This window comes from Glycomyces artemisiae, assembly GCF_003002955.1.
Lineage (GTDB): Bacteria > Actinomycetota > Actinomycetes > Mycobacteriales > Micromonosporaceae > Glycomyces > Glycomyces artemisiae.
Genome location: NZ_PVTJ01000003.1, coordinates 440996 through 460250, shown reverse-complemented (window position 1 = coordinate 460250; position 19255 = coordinate 440996). Strand labels below are relative to the sequence as shown.

Below are 19255 nucleotides of genomic sequence, written 5' to 3'. Positions count from 1 at the left end.
ATCCGGGCCGCCGGAGCGGCCCCTCGCCCGGCCGCCTCAGCGCCGCGGCGGGGCGGTGCTCTCGCGCACCACCAGCTCGGTGGCGAGCTCGACCCGCTGCTGCGGCAGCGTCTCGCCCGCGGCGAGGCCCACGACCATCCGGGCCGCGGCCGCGCCCATGCCCTTGAGCGGCTGGCGGACCGTGGTGAGCGGCGGGATCATCCACCGCGCCTTCGGCAGGTCGTCGAAGCCGACGACGCTCAGGTCCTCGGGGATGCGCACGCCCAGCCGCGCCGCCGCGTGGTAGACCCCCAGGGCCGTGCCGTCGTTGCCCGCGAAGATCGCGGTGGGCGGCTCGTCGAGCCGCAGCAGCTCCTCGGCGAGGTCGCGGCCGCGCTCGATGCTGAAGTCCCCGTGGCGGACGAGCCCGGGATCGGCCGGGACGCCCGCGAGGTCGAGGGCCGCCCGGAAGCCGTCGAGGCGCGCCCGCGCGGCCTCCATGTCGCCGGGTCCGGCGACGACGCCGATGCGGCGGTGGCCCAGCGCCACGAGATGCCTTGCGGCGCTGAGGCCCCCGTTCCAGTTGCTGGCGCCCACCGACGGCGCGTCGTGCTCGGGGTCGCCGGTCGGGTCGAGCTGCACCAGCGGCACGTCGCGGCTGTAGAGCCGGTCGCTCTGGTCGGGCGCCAGCCCTGAGTACACCGAGACGACCCCGAGCGGGCGGCGCGCGAGGACCTCCTCGACCCAGTCCTGGCCCGGCACGTGGCGCCCGCCGAGCTCGGAGACGACGACGCCGAGCCGGTGCTCGCGGGCGACCTCCTCGACCCCGTTGAGGATCTCGATCGCGTAGGACCCGCGCAGCTCGTGGAAGAGCACGTCGATCAGGGCCGCGGTCTTGGCGGGCCGCCGCTGCCTGCGGTAGCCGCGGGTGCGGATGAGCGCCTCGATCTGCTCGCGGGTCGCGGCGGCCACGTCGGCGCGGCCGTTGACCACTTTGGACACCGTGGCGGTGGAGACGCCCGCCAGGGCCGCGAGCTGTGCGATCGTCAGCGGGCCGTCCGGCGTCTCGGACTCGGCCTCCGGGGGGATGGGGCTGCTCATCGCGGCAGTCTAGCGTCATGCGCCCCAGTCGTCCCGCCTCGCGTGGCAAGCGTTGACATAGTATTGACGCATCTCTATATTTAGTTCTGGAATCGCGACCTTCCGGGCGCATGAGATCGCGCGCATGCCCCCCGCACGAGAAACGGTCACTTCATGAACTGCTCACCACCCCGGCCGTCGCGCCGCCTGTCCCGCCTCCTCCTCGCGCTCCTGTCCGCGCTGCTGCTCACCCCCGTCGCGGTCCTCGCGGGGGCCGCCCCGGCCGCGGCCGACACCAGCGCCTTCCGCGGCTTCAACTGGGCCGTCCTGGGGGACAACTTCGTCAAGGGCCCGCTCGTCCTCGACCGGCTGAGCCAGTCCGACAGCTACGACACCGTGCGCGCCAAGGCCGACGCGATCTACGCCGACATGGCCGCGACCATGGGTGCCGACACCGTCCGGCTCCCCGTCAACACCCACACCGTCGGCACCGCCTGGTGGAACGCCTACCGCGGCACCATCGACGCCGCCACCGCCCGCGGCTTCAAGGTCATCCTCGCCTACTGGGAGGACGGCGCGGCCTCCGGCGGGCGCATCACCGACATGAACGCCTTCAACTCGATGTGGAACACCGTCACCTCCCAGTACGGCTCGAACAGCCTCGTGTACTTCGAGCCGATGAACGAGCCCCACGGCTACAGCGCCACCGAGTGGACGAACGTCGCCGCCTCCTGGATCAGCGCCCGGCCGTCGATCCCCAAGGGCCGCATCCTCATCGGCGGCACCGGCTTCAGCCAGGACGCCAAGCCGATCTGCGCCGACTCGCGCCTGAGCGGCACGCTCGTCTCCTTCCACCACTACCAGTTCTTCTACGGCACCAAGGACTACGCCGGGTGGGTGCAGAGCGTGCGCGACCAGCTCGGCTCCTGCGGCCCCCGCGCCGTCCTCACCGAGTTCGGCGCGCCCATGAACGACGGCCGCGACTACGCGAACGCCGCCAGCACCGACAACTTCGTGCGCTACCTCCGCGCCGTCACCGACGTCGCCCGCGAGCAGCGCATGGGCTCCACCTACTGGCCCGCCATCGGCGGCAAGCCCGGCACCATCGGCTACGACTGGTACTCCATGTTCTCGGCCTCGGGCAGCGGCACCGCCGTCGACCTGACCGTGCGCAACGCCTCCGGCGCCGACCGGATCCGCCACGCCTGGGGCGACGACATCGGCGGCAGCCTCACCACCCCGATCGTGAACCGCCTGTCCGGCAAGTGCATCGACGTCGTCGGCGGCTCCACCGCCGACGGTGCCGAGATCATCCAGTACGACTGCCACGGCGGCGCCAACCAGCAGTGGACGCTCCGCGACGCCGGCGGCGGCTACGTGCAGCTCGTCTCCCAGGGCAAGTGCCTCGACATCAGCGGCGCCTCGACCGCCGACGGCGCCCGGGCGATCCTGTGGACCTGCGGCACCGGCACCAACCAGCAGTGGCAGGTCCGCGACGCCGGGAGCGGCTACGACCAGCTGGTCGCCCGCCACTCCGGCAAGTGCCTCGACGTGATCGGCTCCAGCGCCGCCAACGGCGTGCGCCTCCAGCAGGCCGCCTGCACCGGCGCCGCCAACCAGCACTGGACCCTCTGACCCGAATTCACCTCCCGGACAGCGGCGGTTCGGCTCCTGGACCCGCGGAGCCATCAAGATCAACTCCGTCCCGGCGCCCGCCGGGCCGCCGCACTCCGGAGGACCCCATGACCAAGCAATACCCCGAAGGCACCGACCGCCGGGGCTTCCTGCGCGGCGCGGGCCTGCTCGGCGCCGGACTCGTCGGCACCGCCGCGGCGGCCGCTGCCGCCACTCCCGCCGCCGCCCGCGAGCGCCGCGGCGGGTACCTGTGGCTGGCGGGCGACCACCACCTCCACAGCCGCTACAGCAACGACGCCATGTACCGCATCGACGACCAGGCCGTGCGCGCCATCGCGGGCGGCCTGGACTGGATCGCCGTCACCGACCACGGCAACAAACCCTTCGCCGCCCACAGCATCGCCCCGCGGCACGAGGATCTCGCCGCCGCGCGCGACCGCCACGGCGACGACCTGCTCGTCTTCGGCGGCCTCGAATGGAACATCCCCGCGGGCGAGCACACCACCCTCATGATGGCGCCCGGCGACGGCGAGGCCGAGGTCCTCCAGGAGTTCGTGAACGCCTACGACGCCAACGTGGTCGGCGCCCGCGACGGCACCCCCGAGAACGAGGCGCTCGCGATCGAGGCCCTCGCCCACCTCGAAGCCGCCGTAGAAGACGGCCGCCTCGCCGACGCCCTCGTCCTCCCGAACCACCCGGCCCGCAAGGGCATCGACTCCCCGGCCGAGCTCCGCGCCTGGCAGGACGCCACCCCCGGCATCGTCATCGGCTTCGAAGGCGCCCCCGGCCACCAGGCCGCGGGCTTGCCCGCGCCCGGCATGGCCCGCGGACGCGGCCTCTACGACTCGAACCCCGGCGGCCACTCCTTCCCCGGCTACCCCGCCGAGAGCTACCGCACCTGGGGCGGCTTCGACTGGATGACCGCCACCGTCGGCGGCGTGTGGGACAGCCTCCTCGCCGAGGGCCGCAAATGGTGGATCACCACCACCTCCGACGGCCACCAGGGCTGCGGCGACTGGGTCCGCAACCCCGTCGACCCCCTCGACCAGACCGGCTACGACACGATCCCCTACAACGACGCGGGCGACACGTTCGAGTCCACCGGCGTCTACCCGCCGCCGGTCGGCACCGGCCGCCCGGTCGCCGAGTACTCCTCGTTCCCGCCCGGCGCCTACAACCGGACCTGGGTGGGCGCCACCGACTTCAGCCACCGCGCCGTCATGGACGCGATGCGCGCCGGACGCATGTGGGTCTGCTTCGGCGACCTCGTCGCCGGACTCGACATGCGCCTGCGCGTCAAGGGCCGAGGCGGCTCGCGGCACCGCGCCGGGCTCGGCGGCACACTCGACGTGCGGCCCGGCACCGACGTGGAACTCGTGCTCGCGATCGACCTCGCCGACCGCGTCAACTACGCCGGCCTCCTCCCGCGCCTCGCCCGCGTCGACGTCATCGCCGGGAAGGTCACCGGCCCCGCCGCCGACCCGAACACCATGACCGCGCCCGGCACCCGCGTCGTCCACTCCTGGGACGTGGGCGACGAGACCGGCTCGATCGAACTCGTCCACACCTTCACCGTCGAATCCGGCATGTACGTCCGCGTCCGCGGCACCGACGGCAAGCGGAGCCAACCGGGATATCTCGGCACCGAGATCGACCCCCTCGGCCCCGCCCCCGACGTCCCCGGCGAAGTCGACCCCTGGGAAGACCTCTGGTTCTACACCAACCCGATCTTCGCGAGCACCGACTAGCGCCCGCCGACCGTCGGCGGGCGCCAGTCGGTCGGGGCTACCTCAAGCTCCAGCGCTGGTTCGCGGCGCCGTTGCACGCCCAGAGGATGATCTGGGTGCCGTTGGCGGTCGCGCCGCCGCTGGCGTCGAGGCACAGGCCGTTGTGCGCGTTGGTGATGGTGCCGTTCGCGTTGACGTTCCAGCGCTGGTTCGCGCCGCCCGAGCAGTCCCAGATCACCGCTTTGGTGCCGTTCGCGGTGCCCCAGCCGGACGCGTCGAGGCACTTGCCGCCGACCTTCAGCTCGCCCGATGCGGTGCGTGTGAAGGTCTGGTTCGAGCCCTGGTTGCAGTCCCACAGCTGCGCCTGGGTCCCGTTCGTGGTGGACGAGTTCGGGATGTCGAGGCACCGGTTCGAGGCCGCGCCCACGATCGCGGACGAGCCCGACGACTGCCCGCCGCCGAGGCCGCTCATGATCGCGTCGATGATGCCCTGCTGCGTCACGGTGTTGTTGGACCGGTCGAACAGCCCGAACCCGTACTGGCCGTTCCAGCCGTTGTCCCAGTAGACCGGGACGGCGCCGTACTGCTTGGACGTGGCGGCCATGTAGCGCGCGAAGTCCTGCCGGGACTGGTGGTTCACCGAGTCCTGCGACGACTTGTCGATCGCGCCGAACTCGCCGACGACGACCGGGTAGCCCTTCGAGACGAACGCGTCGTAGGTCTTCTTCAGCTGCGCGTCCATGTGGTCCTCCTGGCCCCCGGTGCCCGTCTTGGACGGGTCGGGCGCGTTCGGTCCCCACTGGGTGATCCCGCTGCTCTCGTTGCCGGTGAAGTCCCACGGGTCGTAGTAGTGGACCGAGATCATGATGCGCCGCTCACCGCTGGGGATGGTGGGGGAGCGGTAGTCGTCCGTGGGGATCACGAACCCGTAGTTGCCGGTGGTGTAGTCGATGTTGGTGTTCCAGCCGGGGACGAGCAGCCACCGCGAGGCGTTGTTCCCGCCGGTCTGGCGCACGGTGTCGACGAAGATCTGGTTGTAGGCGTTGATGTTCGAGTAGCAGGGCTGGGTGGGGGCGCCGTACTGCCCGTCGAACTCCTCGTTCATGGATTCGAGGATCAGGTGCTCGTTGTAGTCGCGGAACCGGTTCGCGATCTGCTGCCAGGCCTTCTGGTACTTGGCCTTGATCGTGGACTGGTCGGCGGCGTCGCAGATGAGCCAGCCGCCGTTGGTGCTCTTCCAACCGTCGCCGTGCATGTTGATGATCACGTACATGCCGCGGCTGTGCGCGTAGTCGACGACCTGCTGGACGCGGTTCAGCCAGGCGGCGTTGATCGTGTAGTCCGGACCGGAGCCGATGTAGTTCAGATAGGACACGGGGATGCGGATGGTGTCGAAACCGGCCGCCTGCACGCTGTCGATCAGCGCCTGCGTCACGGTCGGGTTGTTCCACGCGGTCTCACTGGGGATGCCGTTGGCGTTGGCCTCCAGGCTGTTCCCCAGGTTCCACCCGGCGCCCATGTCGGCGGTGATCTGCGAGGCGTTCAGCTGCGTCATGGTGTCGGCCGACGCCTGCGGCGTCCAGTTCGCGACCGACACGCCGACCGCCGCCGCCAGGAACAGGGCCGCGAACGCGGCCTTGAGTCTTCTTCTGGTTGCGCTCACGAGCGCACCCCCTTTTGAGTCTGCCTGCCGCGCCCCTGGAGCGGCCCCGATGCACATTAGTTGGATCGGGCGATGAAATGATGATCCATCGGGACATGCCAAAATGTCAATGGATTCGTCAGATCTTTCGGGCGCGGCAGGCGGACCACGGGGCTCACACGCGCAGGAGGCGACTCCCGTGGGCCGGGACGTCGAGGCGGACCTTCCCGCCCTCGACCGGGACGTCGACGCCCCGCCACAGGTCCCGGACGCTGTCGCGCTGCGGCACGCCGGCGTCGGACAGGTGCACGTCGAGCTCGGCCGGCTCGTCGCCGAACCAGAACACCGCGAACGCCGCGCCGTCGTCGAGGTCGGCCTTCCACACGGCCAGCGAGTGGTCGCGCACCACTTCGCGGCTCCCCTTGCTGTCGAGCAGGGCCAGGACCTCGCGGTTGCGCAGCAGGTCGAGGGTGTCGGCCGGAGTGTCCGGCAGGTGCCCGCCGAACATGAGCGGGGAGCGCATCACGCACCACAGCGTGAGCATCGTCCGCTGCTCCTCCACCGTCAGGCGCGAGAGCCGGTCGTCGCCGACGTGCGCGCGGATGCCGATGCGGCCCAAGGGGAGCATGTCGGCGTCGCCCCACGCGCCCGAAACCTGGTGCGGCGCCCAGCGCGCGGCGCGCTGGAACATCTCGTGGAGGGCGCTCCAGTCGTCCCACAGGTCGTCGGAGATCCGCCACATCTCCGAATGCGTCCGCAGGTGGTCGAGGTGCGCGAGCGACAGCGCCTTACCCGGCGAGAGGCTGAGCACGATCGGCCGCCCGCACCGGTCGATCGCGCGCGAGTACGCGGCGATGTCCTCGCTCTGCGTCGGCGGGTGGAGCACGTCGTCGAGCTTGACGAAGTCCACGCCCCACTCGGCGAACTGCGCCACCTGCGAGTCGTAGTACGCCTGGGCGCCCGGCGCGGCGTGGTCGATGCCGTAGTTGTCCGGGTTCCAGGTGCAGGCGTTCTCGCGGTCGGCGATCTGCGCGGCGGTGGTGCCGCCGCCGAGGACCGGCAGGTCGAGCTCCACGGCCTTCTTCGGGATGCCACGCATCATGTGCACGCCGAACCGCAGGCCCAGCGAGTGCACGCGGTCGGCGAGGGCCTTGAACGATCCGTCCGAGGCCGACGGGAACCGGTTCGGGGCCGGGAGCTGGCGCCCCCACGCGTCCAGGACCGGGTCGGCGACGTCGTTGTAGCGGTGCTCGCCGGGGTCGGGCTCGTACCACTGGATGTCGACCACGATCGTGTCCCAGCCGAACTCCTTCAGGTGCGCGGCCATGAACTCGGCGTTGGCGATCACCTCGTCCTCGGTCACGGAGCCGCCGAAGCAGTCCCAGCTGTTCCATCCCATGGGCGCGCGGCGCGCGGCGAGTTTCCGCGCAGAGGTCGTCGTCATGCGGACAACGGTAGGCCGGATCGGGCCGCCGCGGATCCGGTCCGCTTCGCGGTTCGTCCGGGATCCTTTGTTCGGCTACCATCGCCCCTCGTGAACGTAGAAGCGGTGGTGGAGCTCGCGAGCGCCCGGGTCTGGGTCGCCCGCGGGACGGCTCCGGCGATGCAGCGCGCGCACAGCCACGACGACATCGAACTGAACATCGTCACCCGCGGCGCCATCGAGTACCTCATGGGGGAGCGGCGCCTGCGCGTCGAGCAGGGCCAGGCGGCCGTGTTCTGGGCGAGCCCGCCGCACCTCCTGCTCGAACCCGAAGGCGCGCCCGCCGAGGTCTGCTGGGCGCACGTGCCGCTGTCGACCGTGCTCACCTGGGACCTGCCCGCGGCCGACCTGCGCGCCCTCCTCGAAGGCCGGCCCGCGCTCGCGCCCGTGCCCGCCGACGTCGACGCGGTCGGCGTCTGGCGGCGCTGGGAGGCCGACTTCGCCAGCGGCGACGCGGCCACCGCCCTCCTGGAGGTCCAGGCCCAGGTCCGGCGCACGCTCTCGGCCGCGCGCGCCTCGAACGGCGGCGGGCAGGCCCCGGTCCCGCGGCCGCTCGCGATGGCGGCGTTCATCATGGACCGCTTCCGCGACCCGATCACCGCCGCTGACGTCGCCGCCGTGGCCCATTTGAACACCGAGTACGCCATGACCGTCTTCCGCCGGGCCTGGGAGATGACGATCGGCGAGTTCCTGCTGCGCCGCCGCGTCGCCGAGGCCCAGCGCCTCCTCGCCACCACCGACCTCGACTGCGCCGCGGTCGGCTACGCCTCCGGCTTCGGCTCCGGCAGCAGCTTCTACGCCCAGTTCGCGAAGGCCGTCGGGACCAGCCCCGGCCAGTACCGCGCCGCACTGGCCCCGCGGCGGCATTCCAGCCCGGCGCGGTGAGCCGCACGAGGCGGTCCGCCTCCGGTCCGGCTGGGCTCCGGACGACCGACTGCTCGGTGGGGCGCTGGACGGCAGCGGCTCGAACGACTGTCGACACCGCACCTGACCACCACAGCAGCCTTGCGCCGCTGCGATAGCTTTGGAAGACCGCCGATACCCCGGTCGGCGGCCGCCCATCCGCCTAGAGGAGCACGAATGTCGGATCAGTACGGTTCTGACATCACCCAGTACCCCACCCCGCAGCAGGACGGCGCCCTCCGCAACATGGCCGAGGACACTCCCGTCGTCAAGAGCGGCCTGAAAATGGCCGACCACATCTACGACGCTGTCACTGGCGACGACCGGCTCGCCTCTGCGGCCGCGATCCCCGGCGACATCGCCGCGCTCGCCCTCGAAGCCGCATTCGCGATCCAGGACCCGATCTACGCCCTCGCGCAGGCCGGTCTCAGCATCGTCCTGGAACTCGTCGAACCTCTCAACGAACTCCTCTACATGGTCTCGGGCGACCCCGAGGAGATGAAGCGGCAGGGCGAGGTCTGGGGGCAGGTCTCGGAAGCGCTGGGCGCGTTGAGGGAAGAGAACGCCGCAGCCGTGAACGAGAATCTCAGGACCTGGACCGGCGACGCCTCCGACGCGGCGTTCGAACAGCTCACCGCACTCGAAGCCTCGATCTTCGCCGCGTCCAACGAAGCCGCTGGAGTACAGACCCTCCTCGGCTGGGCGGAACTGCTCGCGGAGACCATCTACGACGTCATCAAGTCGATCCTCGCCGAACTCGTCTCATGGCTCATCACCCGCGGCCTCATCGCGCTCATGAACAGCACCTGGTCCTTCGGAGCCTCGGTGGCGACGTTCCTCCTGTCCGCCGCCTACAAGTCGTTCTCCATGTTCAGCCGTGGCTTCAAGAAGCTCAGTGAGTGCAACCGGATCTTCGGGAAGATCCTCGGCGTGCTCGGCAAGTTCGTGCTCGACAACCCGGTCCTCAAGCGAGGCCTCGGGAACTGGGTCGGCATGCTCGCGGCAATGGGCGCGAAGGCCGGTGTGACGGCGGCGCTCACCGGTGGTCTCGGCGCAGTCGCCTTGGGCGCGGGCGCCCTCGGAGGCGGGAGCGACTACCAGGGCCAGATCAGTCGCGCCTCCAGCGCCGGCACCTACGTGGACCCGGACGAGCTCGTGCAGACCGCGACCGCGCTCGAAGGCCTGACAGGCAACGCCGACGCGATCAAGGGCGTCGCCGCTGACGCCACCGCAGCCGAGATGACCTGGGGCCTACCCGGGATCGCTTTCGCAGGCAAGTACCAGGACGCGGGGAACGGCATGGTCGAGATCATCGGGAACATGTCCGCGGCCCACACCGCCAGCGCATCGAGCCTTCGCTCCTGTGCTGAGGACTACGAGGCCGCCGACGGCGAGGCCGCGACTGCGTTCGGGAATCTGCAGGGGGAACTCGACGGCAGATGAGTGGGAAGCGACCGCCGAAGCTCGACCTGATGCGCGACGCGCGCCGGGTACTCGAACCGAACTGGCTGCGCCCGGACGAGCGGCTGATCGAGTTCGCACCGGTATGGAAGCTGCCGGTTCTCGAAGGCGTCCCAAGGCCGCCGTGGCCGCCTGAGCAGCTCGCCAAGCGCATCTTGACGGTCGTCGGCACGGTGCTGCTGTGGATCGTGGGATCGGTCGTCATGCTGGCCCTACTGGTGTTCCTGGCCGAGGGACTCAGCGGCGCCAGCGCCGGCGGTGACGTGCCTTCGAAGCAGAAGCGCACCAAGGGACCCGCCGTGGTCGTACACGGCCGCGGCGACAATTCCGACGCCGGTCGCCTGCTCAGCCCGGCGCTTCGCCGTCGCGGCTGGTGGGTGCTCACCGACCAGCGTCTGGCGTTCGTGGCGCCCGTTGGACGCAGTTACAGCAAGTTCTGGAGCGGTTCAGGGCCTAAGACGAAGATCGACGGACACGTCCAGGTCGACACCGTTCTCGAAGTGCGCGAAGGCCGCTACACCTGCGAAGAGGTCCACCGCACCCGCAAGACCAGAATCCTGCGCCGCACCAAGCCCGCCGGCCTCTACCGTCGCATGCTGCTGAGCGACGGCTCAGGAATCGACCTCCGCCGCCGCCACCAGTGAGCAGAGCTCGGCAGCGGTGTCACCTCGCAGGCAGGCGAGGTCCATGGCGACCAGCGTAGGCGACGGGTCCGCCCATTGTGCGCGTTCGAGGCGCAACCGCTGCACGGGTTCGCGGCGTATCTGCTGTCGTCGGCCCGCATCGGGTTGGCCGACGGGATCGATTGCGCCACAAGGAGCATCAATGTTCAAGAAGTGGATCACGAGGATCGCGATCACCTGCGCCGTCGGCGTGGGGATCATCGCCGGGACCGGGAGCGCCGCCCTCGCGGGCGACACCTGGCTCATCCTGTCCGACATCGACGGCCGCCAGGTCGGCGCCATGCAGCACGTCGACGACGGCGACTCCTTCCGCGTCTACGACTCCCTCAAGGACGGCTACAGCGTCGAGGGCTGCCTCCAGACCTACACCCCGCGGACCGGCTGGGTCACCCTGCGCTGCAAGAACAACGACTCGGGCGCGGGCACCTACGAGAGCTTCAGCTACGACGTCATCACCGGCCTCATCTACCGGATGCGGCTGTGCCACGCCCTGGTGCCCTGCGCGTATCAAGGATTCAACGAGTAGCCGCACGGCCGCCCGGGACCCGCTGACGCCGACGAATCGCTCCGGCGGCCCCGGGCGGCATCGCGGCTGGTCGGATGCTGTCGCCTATGCGACAGCGCAAAGCCCGCCAGGCAGCCCGAAGGGCTCCCCGATACCAGTATCCTGCTGTCGATGTCCATCCTTTTAGGAGAGTGAACGGTAGTGGCGATCAAGGCAGCGGTCCTGCGCATCGGAGCGGCGGCACTGGTGGCGCTCGCGTCGGTGGCGGTGACGACCAGTCCGGCCCAGGCGCAGGACACCACCTATTTCGACAGCTTCGAGGACAACCCGGACGACCGGTGGAGCTGGAGCACCTGGTACGACGGGAACACCGGCTACGACCTCCAGCGGGGGCTCGCCCGGACCGGGGCGAACAACGGCTGGCTGACGGCCGAGACCGGCGGCGCGTCGTTCAACCGGTATGTCGAGTTCCCGAGGTCGGCCGGCCAGTGCGCCGGAGAGGTCTACGTGAAGCCGAGCACGAACGACACGGTCATGACCCTGGACGTGTGGGCGCTGGACCCCAACGACGCCGGGGGCTACGACTGGAGGCTGCGGAACTCCTCCCGCCACCAGCTGAACGCAGGCGAATACCAGGCGATCGGGTTCGGCACGACCCCGACGGTGTACGGGGGGACCGTCAGGCTCCAGTACTGGATCACGCTCAACGGCGGCGGCGCCGGGAACTTCAAGATGGCCCGCGTCGACGACTTCTTCGTGCGCTGCTGGTGGTAGACGCCGACCACGCATCGGGTGAGCAGGGGCCTTGCGGCCCCTGTTCTCAGGCCCGGGAGGCGGCGCGGCGCCCGCTCGGCCTGATTCGCGCTGTCGGGCCGGCGGTCGGGCCGGTTCGGATAGCCTTGCGGGCATGGAGCACCCGGCACAGGACCGCACCGCGCCCGAGTCGACCGAGCGGGCCGCCGCAGACGCGGCCGCGCGCGGCCTGGCCGTCGAGTTCGTGCCGCGCGACCCGGAGACCGGAGCGCCCCTGGCCCGGGAGCTGATGGGCGTGAAGACGATCGTGCTGCGCAGCCGCGACGGGTACGTGTTCGTCCTGGTCCCGTATGAGGACCGGTTCTCCTGGCCCAAGCTGCGCTCCGTGCTCGGGGTCAACAAGCTGAAGCTGCCGACCGCCGACGAGGCGTTCGCCGCGACCGGCTACCGGCGGGGCACGATCACCCCGCTCGGTGCGGTCGAGGCGTTCCCGGTCCTCGCCGACGAGCGCCTGCTCGGGCGCGAGATCGTCATCGGCTCCGGCTCCCCCGACTTCGCCGCCCGTGTCGGCGCGGACGACCTGATCCGCGCCTACGGCGCCGAAGTCGTCGACTTGGCCCCGGAGTAGCGGTCGGCGCGCACTCCCGGGCCGCGGTTCCAGACCGGGTCGAACTCGGTGATGGTGAGGCCGTGGAAGACGGCCGGGCCGCCGTCGGTGAAGAGCGCCAGGCGGTCGTCGGCGGGGTCGGGGAACACGAGGCTCGAATGGGTGTAGCGGCCGTCGTCGATGAAGACCTCCGTCGAGGTGTTGTCGACGAGGATGCGCAGGTCCACTTCGGTCGTTCCTTGCGCGAACGGCGTGCGGCTCTCCAGCCAGCGCCCGGTCGGGTCGGGGTTGCCGGAGTAGCCGCGGTTGAGGTAGGCGTAGTTCCCCAGGCGGTAGACGCCGGTGTCGACGTGCCTCGACCCGTCCGCTGAGAGCCGCAGCTGGAAGCCCACGTTGTGCAACTGGGACCAGGTGACGCGGGTCTGGATCTGGTACGCGCGGCCGCGGTAGTCGAGGGGCAGGTTCCCGTCGACCTGGACGTCGCCGAGGCGCACCGTGCGCGAGGCCCGGTCGGCGAGGGTGCGGACCGGGCGGGAGACGAGCGCGGATTCGGTGGCGCTGTACCAGTGGAGCGTGATCTCGCGGACGATCGAGTCGGTGCCGTTGAACCCGTCCGAGTCCCAGGTGGGCGTGTTGTCCGGGTAGTCCCAGAAGTTCATCCACCCGATCCCGTAGCGGGTCTTGGTGTCGAGCCGGCTGCCGACGCGCCGCTCCCAGGTGACGGCCCCGTACCAGTCCCAGCCGTGGTCGAGCCACTGGGGGTCCTGCCGGTCGGGGATGAAACCGGTGCCGGTGAACTCGCCGGTCCAGTACGCGTACGTGGCGACCCCGCCCGAGCCCTTCGTGTTGGCGCTCGCGCCGAGCACCCACCGTCCGGGGCCGGTGTCGGAGTCGATCCAGAACAGGTCCGGGCACTCGAAGGTGCCGAGGCCGCCCCTGATGAAGCCGTCCACATAGGTCCAGCTCCGGAGGTCGCCGGAGTGGTAGAAGCCGATCTTGTCGAACTCGGCGAGGGCCATCACCCACCGGCCGAAGCGGTCGTCCCAGATCACCTTGGGGTCGCGGAAGTCCACGACGCCCGGGTTGGGAAGCACCGGCTGGTCGAGGCGGCCGAAGGTGCGGCCGCCGTCGGTCGAGTAGAACAGGAACTGCGCCTGCTTATGCGGAGCGGACGCGAAGCGGTCCTCCTGGGTGGCGATGGCGATGACGGCACCCGCGCCGAACCCGGCGGTGTCGTGCTCGTCCACGACCAGGCAGCCCGACCAGATCGAGCCGTTCGGGTCGGTCTCCTTGGGGATCGCGACGCCGAGGTCGCGGAACTCCACGTTGTCGTCGGAGCCGGTCAGGCGCCACGAGGTGCCCGTGCCCGGCGCCGGGTAGTCCTTGTTGTAGAGGTAGTAGTAGCGCGTCTCGCCGTCCACGTAGACCGGCCGCTGCGGGTCGTTCTTCCACCCCTCCGGCACCGAGAAGTGGTATTGCGGGCGGCGCGACTGCGCCTGCGCCGCGGCGGGGAGCCCCACGAGGGCGGCGGCGCCGCCGAGGCCCGCGGCTTGCAGCAGTGTCCTTCTCGAAGTTCGCAGCATCATTGCTCCTCATCCGGTTTCGGTGCGTCGTCTACAAGCTAGAGAGTTAAGTGAAGTTAAATCTATAAATATGAGTGGTTAATCGCGGTTAATTCGCGAAGGGCCGCCCCACCGAGGCGGGACGGCCGGTGTCAGGCGACCTCGGACCGCCACGGCGGGTCCGCGCCGGGCCGCGAGCAGGTCACGGCCGCGACCTTCGACGCGAACTCGACCGCCGAACGGGCCTCGTCGGGACCCAAGCGCGCCAAGCCCTCCGGATCGAGGCGGCCGAGGCGGTCGAGCCGGTCGAGCAGCGCGCCGCTGAACGAGTCCCCGGCGCCGACCGTGTCCACCAGCGCCGTCGGGTGCGCGGGCACCGCGAACTCCCGGCCCCCGCAGTGCACCAGCGACCCGTCGCCGCCGCGCGTGACGACGACCAGCCTGCGCCCCTGGGCGATCCAGTCCCGCGCCAACCGCGCCAGATCGGCTCCCGGCCAGATCCACGCCAGGTCCTCGTCCGAGACCTTGACGATCGCCGAGAACGAGAGCCACCGCTCCACCGCGAGCCGGTACGCGTCCCGGTCGCCCAGCAGCTCAGCGCGCACGTTCGGGTCCAGGCTGATCGTGGTCGTCTCACTCAGGCGCGCAAGCCAATCCGCCACGACCGGCCCGCCCGGGTCGAGCGCGAGCGCGAGCGACCCGGCGTGGACGGCGTCGAGCCCGGGGGCGTCGGGCAGCTCGGCGGGGGACCACTGCCAGTCGGCGGTTCCGTGGAGGTGGAACGTGTAGCTCGCCGCACCTCCCGAGTCGACCGACACGAGCGCGAGGCTCGTCGGCTCCGCCGCCTCGACCGCCCACCGCAGGTCCACCCCGGCCCCGCGCAAGTGCTCCCGCAGGAGCCGCCCGAACGCGTCGGTCGACAAGCGGCCGAAGAACGCCGTCTTCGCGCCCAAGCGCCCCAGCGTGACCGCCGTGTTCATCGGGCTCCCGCCAGGATGCGCGACCGGGCGGCGCGGATCGCCTTCAGCGGCCTTGAGGTCGATGAGCGCCTCGCCGACGACGCCGATCACCGCCGCACCAGCCTCGTCCCGTCCCACCGGACCGGGACCGGGTCGGCGATCTCTCCGACGAACCCGCCGTCCTCGATGTTGCGGAACCCGATCAGGTGCGGCACGCCGTCCACGTCGTGCAGCCTCGCCGCGTACAGGCTCTCGTGCTCGAACGGCCGCGCCTTCGCGATGTCGAAGCCCCCCAGCAGGTCCTCGACCGGCACCACGTAGTTGTCGCCGGTCTCGCCCAGGGCACGGCGCGCGTCCGACGCCTCCGCGCCGCCGCAGCAGAACAGCAGCAGCCACTGCCCGTCCACGCAGTGCAGCTGCGTCACCTCGATCTGCCCGAACCCGAGCGCGTCGGGGCGGCTCAGCGGCGGCAGCACCTCCCACCGCTCCAGGTCGGCCGAGCGGGCGTGGCCCACCACGCCCCGCTCCCGGGCGGGCTCGGGACCGGCCGCTCTGGCGGTGAACAGCATGTGCCAGCCGTCCCCGGCCGGATCGCGGAACACCCACGGGTCGCGGCAGGCCTCGTCGAACCAGCCCGAGTCCGGGCCGTACCGCTCGTAATGCGCCGGGTCGGCCTCGACCAGCGGCCCCGGGAGCCGGCGCCACGTCACCAGGTCCTCGGAGACGGCCGCGCCGATCCGCTGCACCTTGCCGTCCTCCGCGCGGGAGACGCCGGTGTAGAACAGGCGCCACGCGCCGTCGTCGCCGCGCACCACCGAACCCGTCCAGGTCGCCTGGTCGTCCCAGGCGGGCGCGTCGGCGGCGACCAGCGCGTCGGGCAGCAGCCGCCAGTCGGCCAGGTCGGGGGAGACCGCGTGGCCGATGGAGGCCCGCTGGTGGCGGCGCCCCTCCTCCTGTAGAGCGCGGGAGGCGCGCAGGAAGAACATGTGGTGGCGGCCCTCGTCGTCGGTGGCGTACCAGGAGTCCCAGACCCAGTGGTCGGCGAGCTTGAGCATTCGTTTCCTTTGCGGTTGCGGGTGTTCGGGGAGGTCAGTCCTTCATGCCCGCGCTGGCGATGCTGCGGATGAAGGACCGCTGGAAGGCGATGAAGACCGCGACCATCGGGATCGTGATCATCGAGATGTAGGCCATGACCTCGCCCCAGTCCGTGTCGAGCTGGAAGAAGTACTGGACGCCGACCATGACGGGCCGCAGCTCCTCGCTCTGGACGGTCATGAGCGGCCACAGGTAGGCGTTCCAGGTGGCGGGCGAGGTGACGATCGTGAGGATGAGGACGGTGGCGAAGACGGGCTTCGACAGCGGCACGATGATGCGCCAGTATGTGCGCAGCCATCCGGCCCCGTCCATGGCCGCGGCCTCTTCGAGTCCCTTGGGGAGGCTGCTGAAGTACTGGGCGAACAGGAAGATCGCGAAGGCGTTCACGATGAACGGGATGATCTGCACGTGGTAGGTGTTCAGCCACCCGATCTCCAGGACCGGCCGCAGCCCCTCGAAGCCGATCCACGGCAGGTTCGCCACGAGGTAGACCATCGGCACGATCGTGGTGTCGAACGGGAGGATGAGCGTGGCGATGATGAACCCGAAGACCACGGCCCTGCCCCTCCAGCGCATCCGGGCCAGCGCGTAGCCGCACATGGAGTTGACGACCAGCCCGAGCCCGGTGACGCAGGCGGTGACGAGCACCGAGTTGGCGAGGAACCGCCAGAACGGGACGCGTTCGAAGACCGCCGCATAGTTCGCGAAGCTGACGTCGCCCACGGGGAGGAACGCCTTGAGCGAGTCCATGTCGGCGAAGATCTGGTGGTCGGTCTTGAGGCTCGCGGCGAGCATGAACACGATGGGGAACAGGAAGAACGCGGCCAGGAGCGTCATCGGCGCGTACAGCCACCGCCGCCGCGCGGGGGTGCGGGACTTCATCGTCGCTGCGGTCACGACTAGTCCTTCTCTCTGGTCAGGCGGCGCTGGAGGAGCGCCATGGCGAGCACGACGCAGAAGAAGACGAGCGACAGTGCCGCGGCGTAGCCGATCTGCTGCTGCTGGAATCCCTTCTGGACGATCTGGTAGACGATGGTGCTGGTCGATCCCAGCGGCCCGCCGTCGGTCATGATGTCGACCTGGACGAACAGGCTCATCGCGGCGATGGTGATGGTGATGAGCACGAACACGAAGGTGGGCTTGAGGAGCGGGAGCGTGATGTGCCGGAACCGCTGCCAGGGCGTGGTGCCGTCGAGCTCGCCGGCCTCGTAGACCTCCTCGGGGATGGTCTGGAGCCCGGCGAGCCAGATGATCATGTGGAATCCGACGCCCTGCCACACGCTCATGACCACGATGGCGCCCATGGCGGTCGAGGGGTCCGACAGCCACGCCCGCCCGGCGTACGCCCCGGCGGTGAGCATCGACAGCGCCGAGTTGACCAGCCCGTCCTCCTGGTAGAGGAAGCGCCACAGGAGGCTGATGACGACCATCGAGGTGATGACCGGCAGGAAGTACACGGTGCGGAAGAAGTTCCGGCCCGGGAGCTTCTGGTCCACCAGCAGTGCGAGCACGAGCCCCAGGCCGCCCTGGATCGGGACGACCAGGGCGGCGAAGAGGAACGTGTTGCCGATGGACTGGTGGAACAGGTCGTCCTCGGTGAATGCGCGCCGGAAGTTGTCGAGGCCGATGAACTCCGGGGCCGTGGGGGAGATGAGCCGGGCGTTGGTGAAGCTCATCGCCAGCGAGACGACCGCCGGGCCGATGACGAACACCAGCAGGAGGACGATCGCGGGGAGCGCGAAGGCGCGCGCGGCGCGCTGCTCCTTCCGCTGGAAGTCGCCGCGCCTGCGGCGGCGGGCCGCCGGGGCGCTCGGCGGCGGCGCCGCGGCGGGCGCCTTGGGAGTCTGCTCAATCCTGGCGATGGCCATGTGCCGCAGCCCTTCCTAGAACCCGTACCCGGAGTTGGCCTCGATGTCGGCGTCGATCTCGGCGACGGCCGCGTCGAGGGTCTCCTGGACGTCGCCGCCGTGGATGAGGTCGCCCGCGTACTGGGTGAAGACGCTGGCGATGACGGCGTAGGCGGGGGTCTCGGGGCGCAGCACTGCATAGGAGCGGGAGTAGTCCATCATCATCCGCAGGTCCCCGTCCGGGCCGTAGTGCTCGGTGAGCTCGGCCGCACCGTTGGTCGCGGGGATCAGTCCGGTCTGGTTCGCGAACTCGGCCACGAACTCGTCGGACAGCGCCGTCTCCATCCACGCGTTGCCGCCCTTGGCGTCGGCGGTCGAGGTGAGCGCCCACTGCCAGGAGCCGCCGCCGATCTTCGGCCCGGCGCCGAGGTCCGGCGGGGGCAGGAACAGCACGTCGTCGAACTGCTCCATCGCCTGGAGCGCGCCCCAGTTGCCCATGAACGTCATGGCCGCGTCCCCTTGCAGGAACTCCTCGGCACCGATCGGGGACTCGGGGTTGGCGAACCCGCCGGTGAACAGCCCCTGGAACCACTGGCCCCAGGCGAGGGCCTCGGGCCCGTTGAGGGCGCCTTCGGCGCTCAGGTACGTGGACCGGTCGAGCAGGTCGCCGCCGAAGCTCTGGAGGAACGGCGAGAACGCGTACGGGTACCACTCGCCGATGTCGGCGGTGGACAGGTCGAGCGCCCAGCGGTGGCCGGTGTCGGCGGCGATGCGCTCCAGGGCCTCGTCGAACTCCTCGCGGCTCCACGGCTCGTCCATCGTCGGGATGCGGACCCGGGCCGCCTCCAGGACCGATTCGCGCGCGAAGATCGAGCACGCGGCCTCCCAGTGCCCCACCGAGTAGAGCCGGTCCTGGAAGATCCCGAGCGTGGTGGGCAGGAACTCGTCGGTGATCTCGGCGGGCACGTCGAGGGGCTGGAGGTGGCCGGCCCAGGCCCAGTTGGCGACGTTGGGGCCGTCGACGGTGAGCAGGTCGGGCAGGTCGCCCGAGAGCGCGGCGGCGTTGACGGTGTCGTTGTAGGCGTCCTGCGGGAAGGACTCGCGCTCGGCGGTGTACGTGTCCTGTCCGTCGTTGAACGCCTTGATGATCTGGTCGGTGACGCCCAGTTCGGCGTCGTTCCCGGCCGTGTGCGTCCACAGCAGCAGCTTCCCGTCGGAGGCGCCGCTCGCGGTGCAGGCGGCGAGGGCCGGTCCGGCGAGGGCGGCGCCGCCGGTGGCGGCGGCGAGCTTCATCAGGTTGCGTCGTTGCATGTTCACTCCAATGCGGGCGGAAG

At 70.5% G+C, this 19255-nt stretch carries 17 protein-coding genes; 8 read left to right on the top strand and 9 right to left on the bottom strand.

Annotated elements, in window-relative coordinates; translation table 11 throughout:
• Positions 1 to 36: 36 nt before the first annotated feature.
• The gene (locus B0I28_RS10870; RefSeq protein ID WP_106363828.1) at positions 37 to 1080 is read right to left on the bottom strand and encodes a LacI family DNA-binding transcriptional regulator; all 1044 of its coding nucleotides are present in this window, start codon (positions 1078 to 1080) and stop codon (positions 37 to 39) included.
• Positions 1081 to 1233: 153 nt separating this feature from the next.
• On the opposite strand from B0I28_RS10870, the gene B0I28_RS10865 reads away from it, so the two are divergent.
• Together B0I28_RS10865 and B0I28_RS10860 are read left to right on the top strand one after the other, a co-directional pair.
• Positions 1234 to 2694: a ricin-type beta-trefoil lectin domain protein gene (locus tag B0I28_RS10865; RefSeq protein ID WP_106363827.1), complete on the top strand. Its 1461-nt coding sequence runs from the start codon at positions 1234 to 1236 to the stop codon at positions 2692 to 2694.
• A 107-nt stretch (positions 2695 to 2801) separates the two neighbouring features.
• Positions 2802 to 4442: a PHP domain-containing protein gene (locus B0I28_RS10860; protein ID WP_106363826.1), complete on the top strand. Its 1641-nt coding sequence runs from the start codon at positions 2802 to 2804 to the stop codon at positions 4440 to 4442.
• Positions 4443 to 4479: 37 nt separating this feature from the next.
• Here B0I28_RS10860 and B0I28_RS10855 read toward each other — a convergent pair whose 3' ends face one another.
• Together B0I28_RS10855 and B0I28_RS10850 are read right to left on the bottom strand one after the other, a co-directional pair.
• Positions 4480 to 6084: a cellulase family glycosylhydrolase gene (locus B0I28_RS10855; RefSeq protein WP_181245747.1), complete on the bottom strand. Its 1605-nt coding sequence runs from the start codon at positions 6082 to 6084 to the stop codon at positions 4480 to 4482.
• 154 nt (positions 6085 to 6238) lie between these two features.
• The gene (locus B0I28_RS10850; RefSeq protein WP_219926695.1) at positions 6239 to 7507 is read right to left on the bottom strand and encodes a glycoside hydrolase family 27 protein; all 1269 of its coding nucleotides are present in this window, start codon (positions 7505 to 7507) and stop codon (positions 6239 to 6241) included.
• A gap of 90 nt (positions 7508 to 7597) precedes the next feature.
• Between B0I28_RS10850 and B0I28_RS10845 the strand changes: the two genes are divergently transcribed.
• The 6 genes from B0I28_RS10845 to B0I28_RS10820 all read left to right on the top strand — a co-directional run bounded on the left by B0I28_RS10845 (position 7598) and on the right by B0I28_RS10820 (position 12479).
• On the top strand, positions 7598 to 8431 hold the full coding sequence (locus B0I28_RS10845; protein WP_146148040.1) for a helix-turn-helix domain-containing protein: 834 nt from the start codon (positions 7598 to 7600) through the stop codon (positions 8429 to 8431).
• Between the two features lie 195 nt (positions 8432 to 8626).
• Positions 8627 to 9892 (top strand): hypothetical protein, encoded by a 1266-nt coding sequence (locus B0I28_RS10840; protein WP_106363822.1) that lies wholly within the window; start codon positions 8627 to 8629, stop codon positions 9890 to 9892.
• Positions 9893 to 9921: 29 nt separating this feature from the next.
• Positions 9922 to 10554 (top strand): hypothetical protein, encoded by a 633-nt coding sequence (locus tag B0I28_RS10835; RefSeq protein WP_106363821.1) that lies wholly within the window; start codon positions 9922 to 9924, stop codon positions 10552 to 10554.
• A 181-nt stretch (positions 10555 to 10735) separates the two neighbouring features.
• Complete coding sequence (locus B0I28_RS10830) at positions 10736 to 11119, top strand: hypothetical protein (protein WP_106363820.1); 384 nt, start codon at positions 10736 to 10738, stop codon at positions 11117 to 11119.
• Between the two features lie 180 nt (positions 11120 to 11299).
• The gene (locus tag B0I28_RS10825) at positions 11300 to 11872 is read left to right on the top strand and encodes a hypothetical protein (RefSeq protein WP_106363819.1); all 573 of its coding nucleotides are present in this window, start codon (positions 11300 to 11302) and stop codon (positions 11870 to 11872) included.
• 133 nt (positions 11873 to 12005) lie between these two features.
• Positions 12006 to 12479 (top strand): aminoacyl-tRNA deacylase, encoded by a 474-nt coding sequence (locus B0I28_RS10820; protein WP_106363818.1) that lies wholly within the window; start codon positions 12006 to 12008, stop codon positions 12477 to 12479.
• On the opposite strand, the gene B0I28_RS10815 is transcribed toward B0I28_RS10820, so the two are convergent.
• The 6 genes from B0I28_RS10815 to B0I28_RS10790 all read right to left on the bottom strand — a co-directional run bounded on the left by B0I28_RS10815 (position 12443) and on the right by B0I28_RS10790 (position 19232).
• The gene (locus tag B0I28_RS10815) at positions 12443 to 14041 is read right to left on the bottom strand and encodes a glycoside hydrolase family 32 protein (RefSeq protein ID WP_106363967.1); all 1599 of its coding nucleotides are present in this window, start codon (positions 14039 to 14041) and stop codon (positions 12443 to 12445) included. The two genes, B0I28_RS10820 and B0I28_RS10815, sit on opposite strands and share 37 nt — an antisense overlap.
• A 131-nt stretch (positions 14042 to 14172) precedes the next feature.
• Entirely contained in the window at positions 14173 to 15090 is a 918-nt protein-coding gene (locus B0I28_RS10810) for a carbohydrate kinase family protein (protein WP_181245746.1), read from the bottom strand.
• Positions 15087 to 16034, bottom strand: a complete 948-nt coding sequence (locus B0I28_RS10805; RefSeq protein ID WP_106363816.1) for a glycoside hydrolase family 68 protein — start codon at positions 16032 to 16034, stop codon at positions 15087 to 15089. Before B0I28_RS10805 ends, B0I28_RS10810 begins: the two co-directional genes overlap by 4 nt.
• A 34-nt stretch (positions 16035 to 16068) precedes the next feature.
• Entirely contained in the window at positions 16069 to 16956 is an 888-nt protein-coding gene (locus B0I28_RS10800) for a carbohydrate ABC transporter permease (RefSeq protein WP_106363966.1), read from the bottom strand.
• A 17-nt stretch (positions 16957 to 16973) separates the two neighbouring features.
• Positions 16974 to 17942: a carbohydrate ABC transporter permease gene (locus B0I28_RS10795; RefSeq protein ID WP_106363815.1), complete on the bottom strand. Its 969-nt coding sequence runs from the start codon at positions 17940 to 17942 to the stop codon at positions 16974 to 16976.
• 15 nt (positions 17943 to 17957) lie between these two features.
• Entirely contained in the window at positions 17958 to 19232 is a 1275-nt protein-coding gene (locus B0I28_RS10790) for an extracellular solute-binding protein (RefSeq protein WP_106363814.1), read from the bottom strand.
• Positions 19233 to 19255 lie beyond the last annotated feature (23 nt).